A 12,539-nucleotide genomic window follows, 5' to 3' on the forward strand; every position below is an offset into this window, starting at 1 on the left:
TCAGCGGTGCAGCCACATGCGGATCGCCAGCAGCAATTGCTCGGTGTTCACGGGTTTCGCCAGATAGTCGGACGCACCTGCCTCCAGGCATTTCTCGCGGTCGCCTTTCATCGCCTTCGCGGTCAGCGCGATGATCGGCAGCCGCGCAAAGGCGGGATTTTGCCGGATCGCGCCGATGGTCTGGTAACCGTCCATCTGAGGCATCATGATGTCCATCAGCACGATCGCGATCTTCGGGTTGGACTCGACCAGCGAGATCGCCTCGTGACCTGTTGTCGCAGTCAACACCTTCATACCTCGCCGCTCCAGCACGCTCGACAGCGCGAAGATATTGCGGGCGTCGTCGTCGACCAGAAGCGCGGTCTTGCCAATCAGATCCTCATCGGAACTGTTGAGCTTCTCCAGCATCCTCTGTTTTTCGACGGGCAATTCCGTGATCACACGGTGCAGGAACAGTGACGTTTCGTCGAGCAGACGTTCGGGCGACTCCACACCTTTGACGACAATGCTGCGCGCCATCGTGTGCAGTTCCGCGTCCTCCTCTGCCGAGAGTTCCCGGCCCGTAAACACGACAACGGGAATATTGGACAGCGTCTCGTCCTTGCGGATCTGATCCAGCACCTCGAAGCCGCTCATGTCGGGCAGCCGCAGATCGAGCACGACGCAGTCGCAGGGATGTTCGCGCAAGGTCGAGAGCGCTCCTGCCCCGGTGTCGCTGGTCACGATCTCGATATCCTCGTGCCCGAGCAGTTCGGTGATGCTGAGCTGCTCGGCCGCATTGTCCTCCACGATCAGCAGGCGCTTGCGGCGCGGCCTGGCATATTCCTTGATCTGCGACAGCGCCGCGCTGACGCCTTCCGTCGTGGTCGGCTTGTTGACGAAGGAGAACGCGCCGCGCGCCAGTGCGTGCTGCCGATCCTCGTCGAGCGTGATGATCTGGACCGGAATGTGACGGGTCAGCGGATTGTGCTTCAGCTGGCTCAGCACGGTCCAGCCCAGCATGTCGGGCAGAAAGACGTCGAGCGAGACCGCGCTCGGCTGGAACTGCTTGGCGAGATCGAGCGCCTCGGCGCCTCGGCTTGCGACCAGCACCTTGAAGCCCTTGTCGCGCGCCAGATCGATCAGCACCCGCGCGTAATGCGGGTCGTCCTCGACGATCAAGAGGATGGTGTCGCCGGCCTCGAGATCGAGCCGGTCATCCGGAAGCTGCTCGATCACACGCTCCTGCGTACTCGCCGCCTGCAGCGACGGCGCCGAGGTGTGCGGCATTTGTATCGGCTGAGCCTGCGGCCGCAGTGCGACCGAGGGTCCGGCATATTTCAGCGGCAGGTAGAGCGTGAAGCTCGAGCCCCTGCCCGGCGCGCTGCGCAGATGGATCTCGCCGCCGAGCAGGCCCGCCAGCTCGCGGCTGATGGCAAGGCCAAGACCGGTGCCGCCGTATTTGCGGCTGGTGCCGGCGTCGGCCTGCTGGAACGCCTCGAAGATCAGCTTCTGTTTGTCCTGCGGAATACCGATGCCGGTATCCGACACTTCGAACGCAACCACGGCAGGCGCGGTGTTGAGGATCGCGTGCTCCGCGCTCCAGCCGCCGATGGCCGCCGAGACGGTCAGGCTGACGCCGCCTTCCGCGGTGAACTTGAACGCGTTCGACAACAGGTTCTTCAACACCTGCTGCAGCCGCTTGGAGTCGGTGACCATGCTGCGCGCAAGGTTGGCGTCCACGTCGATGCTGAAGGACAGGTGACGGTTCTCGGCCTCATGCCGGAACGGCCGCCCGACAGTCTCGAGCAGGCTCGAGGTCAAAATCTCCTCAGCGTCCACCGTCACCGTGCCGGACTCGATCTTGGACAGATCGAGGATGTCGCTGATGAGGTTCAACAGGTCGGTGCCGGCGCCGTGAATGGTGCGGGCGAACTCGACCTGCTTGGCGGTCAAATTGCCGTCGGGGTTTTCCGTGAGCTGCTGGCCGAGGATCAGGATCGAGTTCAACGGCGTCCGCAGCTCGTGCGACATGTTGGCCAGGAACTCCGACTTGTACTTCGAGGTCAGCGACAGCTCGGTCGCCTTCTCCTCCAGCGCGCGGCGGGCCTGTTCGATCTCCTGGTTCTTGCGCTCGACGTCGACGTTGCGTTCGGCGAGCTGCTGGGCCTTCTGCTCGAGCTGGTCGTTGGTCTGCTGCAATTCCTTCTGCTGGGTCTGCAGCTCGCCGGCGAGCTGTTGCGACTGTTTCAGCAGCGCCTCGGTCTGCATCGTCGCCTCGATGCTGTTGAGCACGATGCCGATGCTGTCGGTGAGCTGTTCGAGGAAGGTGATCTGCGAGGTCGTGAACGACGAGATCGAGGACAGCTCGATCACCGCCTTGACCTGGTTCTCGAACAGCACCGGGAACACGACGAGGTTCTTCGGCATGATCCGCATCAAGGCCGAATTGATCGGCACTGCGTCGCCCGGAATGTCGGAGACGAGGCGCTGGCGCTTGTCGAGCGCGCATTGACCGATCAACCCCTCGCCGAACTGGACGATCTGCGGATGCGGGTTGCTGCTGTCGCTGGCATAGGCCGACAGCAGGCGCAGCTGCGCATTCTCGGGGTTGTCCACCTGATAGATCACGCCCATATGGGCGTTGATCAGCGGCGCCAGCTCGGTCAGCAACAGGCGGCCGACGGTCGCGAGGTCGCGCTGGCCCTGCAGCATGTTGGTGAAGCGCGCCAGATTGGTCTTCAGCCAGTCCTGTTCGGTGTTGCGCTCCGTCGTCAGACGGAGGTTGCCGATCATGGTGTTGATGTTGTCCTTGAGCTCGGCGACCTCGCCGCGCACGTCGACCTGGATCGAGCGCGTCAGGTCGCCCTTGGTCACGGCGGTGGCCACTTCCGCGATCGCACGCACCTGCGAGGTCAGGTTGGCCGCCAGCAAATTGACATTGCCGGTGAGATCCTTCCAGGTGCCGGCGGTGCCGGGCACGTTCGCCTGGCCGCCCAGCCGTCCCTCGACGCCGACCTCGCGCGCCACGCTGGTGACCTGTTCGGCGAAGGTCGCGAGCGTCTCGGTCATGTTGTTGATGGTGTCGGCGAGCGCGGCCACCTCGCCCTTCGACTTCACCGTCAGGTTCTGCTTCAGGTCGCCATTGGCGACCGCGGTCACCACCTTGACGATGCCGCGCACCTGCTCAGTCAGGTTCGCTGCCATGACGTTGACGGTGTCGGTGAGGTCCTTCCAGGTGCCGGCGACACCGGGCACCTCGGCCTGGCCGCCGAGCTTGCCTTCGGTGCCGACCTCGCGCGCCACGCGCGTCACCTCGCCGGCGAAGGCGTTGAGCTGGTCGACCATCGTGTTGATGGTGTTCTTCAGCTCGAGGATTTCGCCCTTCACGTCGACCGTGATCTTGCGCGACAGGTCGCCGCGCGCGACGGCGGTCGTCACTTCCGCGATGTTGCGGACCTGGGTGGTCAGGTTCGCGGCCAACAGATTGACGTTGTCGGTCAGGTCCTTCCAGGTGCCGCCCACGCCGGGCACCACTGCCTGGCCGCCGAGCCGCCCTTCGGTGCCGACCTCGCGCGCCACGCGCGTCACTTCGGCGGCGAACGAGCGCAGCTGCTCGACCATCGTATTCAGGGTGTCCTTGAGCAGCAGGATCTCGCCGCGCACGTCCACCGTGATCTTCTTCGACAGGTCGCCGCCGGCGATCGCGCTCGCCACTTCGGCGATGTTGCGGACCTGCGCGGTCAGGTTGGACGCCATGAAGTTGACGTTGTCGGTCAGATCCTTCCAGGTGCCGGCGACGCCGGGCACTTCGGCCTGGCCGCCGAGCTTGCCTTCGGTGCCGACCTCGCGCGCCACGCGCGTCACCTCGCCCGCGAAGGCGTTGAGCTGGTCGACCATCGTGTTGATGGTATTCTTCAGCTCGAGGATTTCGCCCTTCACGTCGACCGTGATCTTGCGCGACAGGTCGCCGCGCGCAACGGCGGTCGTCACCTCGGCGATGTTGCGGACTTGCGCGGTCAGGTTGCCGGCCATCGAGTTGACGTTGTCGGTCAGGTCCTTCCAGGTGCCGGCGACGCCGGGCACGTTGGCCTGGCCGCCGAGGCTGCCGTCGGTGCCGACCTCGCGCGCCACGCGCGTCACCTCGCCGGCGAAGCGGTTGAGCTGGTCGACCATCGTGTTCAGCGTTTGCTTCAGCTGGAGGATCTCGCCGCGAACGTCGACCGTGATCTTGCGCGACAGGTCGCCGCCGGCGATCGCGGTCGCGACCTCGGCAATGTTGCGGACCTGGGCCGTCAGGTTGCCGGCCATCGAGTTCACGCTGTCGGTCAGGTCCTTCCAGGTGCCGGCGACGCCGGGCACCTCGGCCTGACCGCCGAGCTTGCCGTCGGTGCCGACCTCGCGCGCCACACGCGTCACCTCGCCGGCGAAGGCGTTGAGCTGGTCCACCATCGTGTTGAGCGTTTCCTTCAGCTGAAGGATTTCGCCCGACACGTTCACCGTGATCTTCTTCGACAGGTCGCCCTTCGCCACCGCGGTCGCGACCTCGGCGATGTTGCGGACCTGCGCAGTCAGGTTCGAGGCCATCGAGTTGACACTGTCGGTGAGGTCCTTCCAGGTGCCGGCGACGCCGCGCACCTCGGCCTGGCCGCCGAGCTTGCCTTCGGTGCCGACCTCGCGCGCCACACGCGTCACCTCGCCGGCGAAGGCGTTGAGCTGATCCACCATCGTGTTGATGGTGTCCTTGAGTTCAAGGATCTCGCCGCGCACGTCGACCGTGATCTTCTTCGACAAGTCGCCATTGGCGACCGCGGTGGTGACGCCTGCGATATTGCGGACCTGCGCGGTCAGATTCGAGGCCATGAAGTTGACGTTGTCGGTCAGGTCCTTCCAGGTGCCGGCGACGCCGAGCACGTTGGCTTGACCACCGAGCTTGCCTTCGGTGCCGACCTCGCGCGCCACGCGCGTCACTTCCGAGGCGAATGCGTTGAGCTGGTCCACCATGGTGTTGAGCGTTTCCTTCAGCTGAAGGATCTCGCCCGAGACGTTCACCGTGATCTTCTTCGACAGATCGCCGCCGGCGATCGCGGTCGCGACGTCGGCGATGTTGCGGACCTGAGCGGTCAGGTTCGACGCCATGAAGTTGACGTTGTCGGTCAAGTCTTTCCAGGTGCCGGCGACGCCGGGCACCTGGGCCTGGCCGCCGAGCTTGCCTTCGGTGCCGACCTCGCGCGCCACGCGCGTCACTTCCGAGGCGAACGAGTTGAGCTGGTCGACCATCGTGTTGATGGTGTCCTTCAGCTCGAGGATTTCGCCTGACACGTCGACCGTGATCTTGCGCGACAGGTCGCCGCGGGCCACCGCGGTGGTCACGTTGGCGATGTTGCGGACCTGGGCGGTCAGATTGCCGCACATCGCGTTCACCGAGTCGGTGAGATCCTTCCAGGTGCCGGCGACGCCGGGCACGATGGCTTGGCCGCCGAGCTTGCCGTCGGTGCCGACCTCGCGCGCCACGCGCGTCACTTCCGAGGCGAACGAACGCAGCTGGTCGACCATCGTGTTGATGGCCTCTTTCAGCTGCAGGATCTCGCCGCGGACGTCGACTGTGATCTTCTTGGACAAGTCGCCGTTGGCGACTGCGATGGTGACCTCGGCGATGTTGCGGACCTGGCCGGTCAGGTTGTTGGCCATCGAGTTGACGCTCTCGGTCAGGTCCTTCCAGACGCCGGTCACTTCCGGCACCTGAGCCTGGCCGCCGAGCTTGCCCTCGGTGCCGACTTCGCGGGCGACGCGCGTCACCTCCGAGGTGAAGACCGAGAGCTGCTTGATCATCGTGTTGACGATGTTCGCCGACTGCAGGAATTCGCCGCGCAGCGGCCTGCCCTCGACGTCGAGCTGCACGGTTTGCAGCAGATCGCCCTGCGCCACCGCGGCGACCGCGCGGGTGACCTCGCGGGTCGGCCACAGCAGGTCGTCGATCAGCGTGTTGACCGAGCTCTCCATGTCGGCCCAGGCGCCGCTGGCGAGGCCGAAATTGACGCGCTGGCGGGTCTGTCCCTCGCGGCCGACGACCTGTCCGACGCGCGCCAATTGCTGCGCCATCCGCTCATTGGCAGCCGCGATTTCGTTGAAGGCATCCGCGATCTTGCCGTCGATCCCGAGATAGTCGCCGCGCATCCGGACCGAGAAGTCGCCGCCGCGCATCGCCTGCAGCGACTGCAGCAGATCGTGCGAGGAGTCGAGACTTCCGTTGGATGATTGGGCGCGACGGGTATCAGCACGGGGACGAGGCGGCGAACCGAGATCGGTCATGGAATTTCCCCTACGCGCTGGCCAAGAGTCCCAAGGATCCAAGGACTCGGAAGAGCCAGTGTGACCATAAGAATGACTGCCCTTGATTGATTCAAGCGGGAAAACGCCAGGACCGCAATTTGTGACACAAATCGAGTACCTTAATCGTGAATGGAACCAAAAGTTCCAATCCGCAATTGGAACTTTTGGCGCAGCGTGATCGTGCAACCGGAAAAGGACGACCGGGGTTGAAGCGCGCGCGTCGTGCGCCGACCGGCGTCGAAATTCCGGTCGTGGTGCAAAGCGACGGCTAGCGGTCTGCCGGCCAGCTTCGCCGCACCAATTGCACCCGCTCGATGCGGCTGCAGTGTTCGCAGCGGTATTGGAGAATATCCCTGCCGTCATTGCCCGGAGAGCTGCTCTCGAGCCGCATCGTCCTGACGCAGCTGATGCAGGAGATCAGCGTCAGCAGCGGGCTGCGATCGTCATTCATCGATGCCCGCGGTGGCGCGGTCGGATCGGCGATCATGGCGCTGGGCGATGCTATGGCGTTGGCTCTCACCACAGGAAAATGCAATCCCGCGCTCCGGGTTCCAGCCCGGAAACCTGTTCAGGCGCGAGACCGCGCCAAGCACCTGGCTGCACCTGGTCCGGATCAGGTTCGCGCGACGCTCTGGCCTGCCGCGGTCTTCCCCTTGCCGGGTTTGCTCCGGTCCGGCTTGACCGTCGCTGCCGGCCGATCCGCGTAGCTCCGGCTCAGCCGCTCCCTGACCGTCGGCAGTCGATCGCCGCCCCCGGCGGCCTTCCACCGACCAATGAGCTCAGCCACCTCGGCGCGCATCGCCATCAGCCGGTATGACGCTTCGCTGCAATCAAGGTCGCGATTGACCTGATCCCGGATCGACGCCTCGATCAGGGTCATCTCAGCCCGCAAAGTGCTGATCTTCCGGCGAATTTCATTGATTTTGTTATCCATGGCTTGTTAGAACAAAAATAGAACATAATGTCAAGTCACGATCCAGCAAGCGAGGTCAGCGATGAGCATAGCAGCAGTGAGATATGGCGGGGTCGCGGAGCGCCTTGGCGGACTGATGACCCGTGCCCAGGGGCTGCGGTTGAGGAGCCTCGCCGAAGAGGCCTATCAGCCCAACCAGTACGCGGGTGACCTGACGTCCGAGGAAGCCGAACGGCGCATCGACGCGTTGAAGGCCGAGATCGCGCTGGCGGATTCTTTCTGAGCCGCCCCACCTCCCGCAAGGCTTCGATATGGCGGCGCAGCCAGTTCTGCTATTGCTGCTTCGTCTTGGGGGGAGCGTCACGTGCTTGAGCTGGAGAAGCGGTCGCCGCTGGCGTTCCCGATCGTGCTGAAGGACGGCCGCACGCTCGCAACCGTCGGCGATGCGGCGGACTATCTATCTGCGCTGAGCCTCGATCAGCGGGAGCGCGGCTACTGGAAGGCCGCGATCATGATGTTGAACAACGCCATGCGCGAACCGAGCTATCTAAAGATCGCAACGATGAACATGCGCTCCGCCCTTGTGTATGACCGGCTCGTCGACGACGTTGGCCCCTGATTGTGGTGCGGCAGCTACAGCCGAATCGACAGCGGCTGCGTAAGGCCCTGTCCGTTATGGCCGCAAACAAGGTAACGGCGGTACACGCGACGGCAGGACGCGCAATTGCGCATCGGCCGCACTCTCGGGCCGCCTCGGAGGGCCAAGGCGGCCCATTTCTTTTCAAGGAAGTTTTGTCTTTTCAGAGCAATTTTGCGCGAACGAACAACGTCCGCAGCGCGTTGGTCGCCTGCACCGTCAGCATTGCGTTCCCGGCCGCTCGCTCCAGCGCAGCCAACGCGTCGTCATGCAGTGAGCGGAACTCCATCCATTCGACGGCGCTGAGATTGCTGATGAAGCGGTAGGCCTGGCCGACGGTCGCAAGCGTCACCGTCTCGCCGTTGAGCCGCACCTTGAATGTCGCCTTCAGCGGCGTGTCGGATTTGGAAACGTCAGCCATGGCGCGGTTGTGCGCCGCGCGGCGCTAATGTCAATCTAATTTCTCTGCTCCGGCGCTGCTGCGCCGGCCCCACGGAATCGCAATGTCTGTTAGCGTTTCGTGGGGGTGATTCGTGCCTGATCTTGCCAACACAGCCTATCTCGATGCGCTCAATTCCGAGCAGCGCCGCGCCGTCGAGCACGGCGTCGGCAAGGATTGCATCGTGGGCGCGCCGCTGCTGGTGATCGCGGGCGCCGGCTCCGGCAAGACCAACACGCTTGCCCATCGCGTCGCGCATCTGATCTTAGCCGGCGCCGATCCGCGCCGTATCCTGCTAATGACCTTTTCGCGGCGCGCCGCCGCCGAGATGGCCGGCCGCGTCGAGCGGATCGCGCGGCGCGTGCTCGGCGATCGCGCCTCGGTCATGACCGACGCATTGAATTGGGCCGGCACGTTCCACGGCATCGGCGCTCGGCTGCTGCGCGAATTCGCCGAGCGCATCGCGCTCGACCCGGCCTTCACGATCCATGATCGCGAGGACTCCGCCGACCTGATCAACCTTGTCCGTCACGATCTCGGCTTCTCGCGCACCGAAAGCCGGTTCCCGACCAAGGTCACCTGCCTTGCGATCTATTCGCGCTGCGTGAACGCGGAGATGCCGATCGAAGCCGTGCTCGGCCAGTTCTTCCCGTGGTGCTCCGGCTGGGCCAGCGAGTTGAAGCAGTTGTTCGCGGCCTATGTCGAAGCCAAGCAACGGCAGAACGTGCTCGATTACGACGACCTGCTGCTCTACTGGGCGCAAATGATGACGGACACTGCGCTGGCCGAGGAGATCGGCGGCCGCTTCGATCATGTGATGGTCGACGAATATCAGGACACCAACCGCCTGCAATCCTCGATCCTGCTCGCGCTCAAGCCGGCGGGACGCGGGCTCACCGTGGTCGGCGACGACGCGCAGTCGATCTATTCGTTCCGCGCCGCCACCGTGCGCAACATCCTCGACTTCCCGGGCCAATTCAGCCCGGCCGCCGAGATCATCACGCTCGACCGCAACTATCGCTCGACGCAGCCGATCCTCTCCGCCGCCAACGGCGTGATCTCGCTCGCCAAGGAGCGCTTCACCAAGAACCTGTGGACCGACCGGACCTCGACCCGCACGCCGCTGCTGGTCACGATCCGCGACGAGGCCGATCAGGCGCGGTACATCGTCGAGCAGGTGCTGGCCAACCGCGAGGAAGGCGCGCTGCTGAAGCAACAGGCGGTGCTGTTCCGCACCTCGTCGCACAGCGGACCGTTGGAGGTCGAGCTGACCCGCCGCAACATCCCGTTCGTGAAGTTCGGCGGCCTCAAATTCCTCGACGCTGCGCACGTCAAGGACATGCTGGCGCTATTGCGCTTCACCGCCAATCCGCGCGACCGGGTCGCCGGCTTTCGCATCCTGCATCTGTTGCCCGGCGTCGGGCCGGCCTCGGCGCAGCGAGTGCTCGACCACATGGCCGAAGCCGCCGATCCGATTGCAGCCCTCGTGGCGCTGCCCGCCCCGCCGCGCGCCGGCGCCGACTGGCGGCTGTTCGTCGAGGCGATCGGGAACCTGCGCTACTCGGAATGGCCGGTCGACATCGAGCGGGCGCGGCTCTGGTACGAGCCGCATCTCGACCGCATCCATGAGGACAGCGAGGTGCGCCGCGCCGATCTCATTCAGCTCGAGCAGATCGCCGCCGGCTATCCGTCACGCGAGCGCTTCCTGACCGAGCTCACGCTCGATCCGCCCGACGCCACCAGCGACCAGGCCGGCCTGCCGCTGCTCGACGAGGACTACCTGATCCTGTCGACCATCCACTCCGCCAAGGGGCAGGAATGGAAGTCGGTCTATGTCCTCAACGTCGTCGACGGCTGCATGCCATCCGACCTCGGCGCCGGCACCTCGGCGGAGCTCGAGGAGGAGCGCCGCCTGCTCTATGTCGCGATAACCCGCGCCAAGGACGATCTGCACCTGATGGTGCCGCAGCGCTTCTTCGTCCATGGCCAGGCCGCCAAGGGCGATCGCCACATGTACGCCTCGCGCACCCGCTTCATCCCGGAACGGCTGCTGCCGATGTTCGAGCGGACCAGCTGGCCGCGCGCCGCGCCTGCACAAGCCTCGACCGCGAACCGAACGCCGCCGATCGACATCGGCGCCCGGATGCGCGGCATGTGGCGCTGACGCCCGCCAGAGCGTTTATTTCAGGGCGACGCGGAACGAAGTTGCCGGCCTCGCGTTGACGCGCCGTTCGTAATCGGCAAACGACCATCCCAGACGGCTTCGGCGCGGTGTTCCGCGCGGGAGCCGTCTTTTTTGCGCCGCGCAGCGCTAACCTGCCTTCACGAAACTCAGTCCAATCCGCGTCTTCTTGCTCCAGATCACCTGGCACTCGTAGACGACGGAGGCATCGCCGGCCATCACCAGGCGGAATCTGTGCGGGACGAAGGCCGGGTTCTCGACTTCGATCGCCGCCCCGTCCGGGGATACGTTGACGATCGTGCAGTGCATGACCGAACCGCCCGACGAGACATAGCCGGGTTCATTGACCTCGGTTCGCGGATGCCTGCGCTTTTCGTCCACCCGGCCTGCCCCCACGCTCTGTTCGCGCAAAGGTGGGCGATCGGCATTACCGGAGTCAACGGCTGGCGCGGCTCACGTCGGGCTTTCGCACCATGATTTGTGCGCAGCAGTAAGCCGAATTGCCTATCGTGTCCGTGCAGATGAGCTCCGCGTCGGCGCGGGCTTGCCGTTCGCGGCGGCGCGAGGATAGCCTCATCCGATGGGCGATGCGCTGGCGCGACGCACGCTCCGAACAATAATGAACAGGCGCCATGGGGAGACGCGCCATGTTCGAGATTCTCGATCGCCGGACGACTCTGACCGGCAACCAGATCAAGATTCTTGCGGCCGCCATCATCGGCGATGCGCTGGAATTCTTCGACTATTTCCTGATCGGCTTCGTGCTCGCCTTCCTGATCGGGCCCTGGAAACTCACCTTCGGCCAGTCGGCGACCGTGCTCATGAGCTCGGGCATCGGCGCCATCATCGGCGCCTATCTCTGGGGTTGGCTCGCCGACCGGGTCGGGCGCCGCATCGTCTTCATCGGCACGGTGCTCAACTTCTCGATCGCGACCGGCCTGCTCTATTTCACCCCCGACAATGGCTGGGTTTATCTGGCGATCCTGCGCTTCTTCGTCGGCACCGGCGTCGGCGGCCTGTATTGCGTCGACCTGCCGCTGGTGCAGGAGTTCATGCCCTCGCACAAGCGCGGCTGGGTCGGCGGGCTCGTCACCTGCGTGATCCCGCTCGGCGTCGGCCTCGGCGCGGTGCTGGGTGCGATCATGGGCACCGATCAATGGCGGCTGCTGTTTGCGATCGGCGTGCTGCCGGCGGTTCTGGTGCTGCTGGTCCGGCTCTGGGTTCCGGAATCGCCGCGCTGGCTGTGCCGGCAAGGACGCTATGACGAAGCCCGCAAGTCGCTCGCCTGGGCGCTCCAGCTCCAGCCCTCCGAACTGCCCTTGCCGAGCGCGGCCGACGCCGGCCCGATCGTTAAGACCAGCTGGTTCGACCTGTTCAAATATCCGCGCAGCCTGATCGTCTCCTGGCTCGGCAATGCCGGCGCGCAGACCGGCGTCTACGGCATCACACTGTGGGCGCCCTCGCTGTTCGTCCTGCTGCTGAAGGTGACGCCACAGGAGGCCGCCAAGATGATGATCCTGCTCAGCGTCACCGGCTTCCTCGGCCGCATCTCGTTCTCCTATTTCTCGGAACTGCTGGGACGGCGCGTCGCCGGCGGCCTGCTCGGCTTCGGCGCCGGTGCGCTCACGATCATCGCGGGCTATCACTACGACGCGACGCTGTTCGGCATGTCGGCGTTCTGGCTGCTGCTGGGTGCCGCCTTCTTCTTCGCCGACGGCGGCTTTGCGATCGTCGGTCCCTATGCGGCGGAGGTCTGGCCGTCGCATCTGCGCACCACCGGCATGGGCTCGGCCTATGGCTTCGGCGGCATCGGCAAGATCATCGGGCCGGTCGGGCTTGCCCTGATCGTTGGCTCGAACAATTACCTCAAGCCGGACGTGCCGTTGACCCAGATCCCGACTGCCTTCGTCTATCTCGGCTGCTGGTTCCTGATGGCGGGCGCCGTCTATCTGTTCTTCGGGCTTGAGACCCGGGGCAAGTCGATCGAGCAGATCGACAAGGAGCTCAATGCGACGGCCGACGTCGCGGCCTCCGCCACCATCCGGCGCGCCTGAGG

9 protein-coding genes are annotated in these 12,539 nt (G+C 64.9%); 4 read left to right on the forward strand and 5 right to left on the reverse strand.

From position 1 onward, the window contains the following. The 3 genes from ACVINW_RS30995 to ACVINW_RS31005 all read right to left on the reverse strand — a co-directional run bounded on the left by ACVINW_RS30995 (position 1) and on the right by ACVINW_RS31005 (position 7,246). The gene (locus ACVINW_RS30995) at positions 1 to 6,291 is read right to left on the reverse strand and encodes a HAMP domain-containing protein (protein WP_456754773.1); all 6,291 of its coding nucleotides are present in this window, start codon (positions 6,289 to 6,291) and stop codon (positions 1 to 3) included. 289 nt (positions 6,292 to 6,580) lie between these two features. Further along, positions 6,581 to 6,799 carry a hypothetical protein gene (locus tag ACVINW_RS31000; protein ID WP_456754774.1) on the reverse strand — a complete coding sequence of 73 codons (219 nt, stop codon included), beginning with the start codon at positions 6,797 to 6,799 and terminating at the stop codon, positions 6,581 to 6,583. A 126-nt stretch (positions 6,800 to 6,925) separates the two neighbouring features. Continuing rightward, complete coding sequence (locus tag ACVINW_RS31005; protein ID WP_456754775.1) at positions 6,926 to 7,246, reverse strand: hypothetical protein; 321 nt, start codon at positions 7,244 to 7,246, stop codon at positions 6,926 to 6,928. Positions 7,247 to 7,307: 61 nt separating this feature from the next. On the opposite strand from ACVINW_RS31005, the gene ACVINW_RS31010 reads away from it, so the two are divergent. Both ACVINW_RS31010 and ACVINW_RS31015 read left to right on the forward strand, forming a co-directional pair. Then, positions 7,308 to 7,508, forward strand: a complete 201-nt coding sequence (locus ACVINW_RS31010; protein ID WP_456754776.1) for a DUF3072 domain-containing protein — start codon at positions 7,308 to 7,310, stop codon at positions 7,506 to 7,508. Between the two features lie 81 nt (positions 7,509 to 7,589). Further along, entirely contained in the window at positions 7,590 to 7,844 is a 255-nt protein-coding gene (locus tag ACVINW_RS31015; protein WP_456754777.1) for a hypothetical protein, read from the forward strand. Between the two features lie 181 nt (positions 7,845 to 8,025). Here ACVINW_RS31015 and ACVINW_RS31020 read toward each other — a convergent pair whose 3' ends face one another. Further along, positions 8,026 to 8,283, reverse strand: a complete 258-nt coding sequence (locus ACVINW_RS31020) for a hypothetical protein (RefSeq protein ID WP_456754778.1) — start codon at positions 8,281 to 8,283, stop codon at positions 8,026 to 8,028. Between the two features lie 112 nt (positions 8,284 to 8,395). Here ACVINW_RS31020 and ACVINW_RS31025 point away from each other — a divergent pair, with 112 nt between their 5' ends. Beyond that, positions 8,396 to 10,465 carry an ATP-dependent helicase gene (locus ACVINW_RS31025; RefSeq protein ID WP_456754779.1) on the forward strand — a complete coding sequence of 690 codons (2,070 nt, stop codon included), beginning with the start codon at positions 8,396 to 8,398 and terminating at the stop codon, positions 10,463 to 10,465. Positions 10,466 to 10,612: 147 nt separating this feature from the next. Here the strand turns inward: ACVINW_RS31025 and ACVINW_RS31030 are convergent, their stop codons facing one another. Beyond that, on the reverse strand, positions 10,613 to 10,864 hold the full coding sequence (locus tag ACVINW_RS31030) for a PilZ domain-containing protein (RefSeq protein WP_456754780.1): 252 nt from the start codon (positions 10,862 to 10,864) through the stop codon (positions 10,613 to 10,615). Positions 10,865 to 11,130: 266 nt separating this feature from the next. Here ACVINW_RS31030 and ACVINW_RS31035 point away from each other — a divergent pair, with 266 nt between their 5' ends. After that, the gene (locus ACVINW_RS31035; protein ID WP_456754781.1) at positions 11,131 to 12,537 is read left to right on the forward strand and encodes an MFS transporter; all 1,407 of its coding nucleotides are present in this window, start codon (positions 11,131 to 11,133) and stop codon (positions 12,535 to 12,537) included. The last annotated feature ends 2 nt before the right edge of the window (positions 12,538 to 12,539 follow it).

Source organism: Bradyrhizobium sp. USDA 4461 (assembly GCF_054055655.1).

What these genes read in the sequence shown, in the direction of transcription:
- ACVINW_RS31005 (WP_456754775.1), bottom strand. Translation starts at nt 7,246, where the DNA reads ATGGATAACAAAATCAATGAAATTCGCCGGAAGATCAGCACTTTGCGG.
- ACVINW_RS30995 (WP_456754773.1), bottom strand. Translation starts at nt 6,291, where the DNA reads ATGACCGATCTCGGTTCGCCGCCTCGTCCCCGTGCTGATACCCGTCGC.
- ACVINW_RS31000 (WP_456754774.1), bottom strand. Translation starts at nt 6,799, where the DNA reads ATGATCGCCGATCCGACCGCGCCACCGCGGGCATCGATGAATGACGAT.
- ACVINW_RS31035 (WP_456754781.1), top strand. Translation starts at nt 11,131, where the DNA reads ATGTTCGAGATTCTCGATCGCCGGACGACTCTGACCGGCAACCAGATC.
- ACVINW_RS31010 (WP_456754776.1), top strand. Translation starts at nt 7,308, where the DNA reads ATGAGCATAGCAGCAGTGAGATATGGCGGGGTCGCGGAGCGCCTTGGC.
- ACVINW_RS31020 (WP_456754778.1), bottom strand. Translation starts at nt 8,283, where the DNA reads ATGGCTGACGTTTCCAAATCCGACACGCCGCTGAAGGCGACATTCAAG.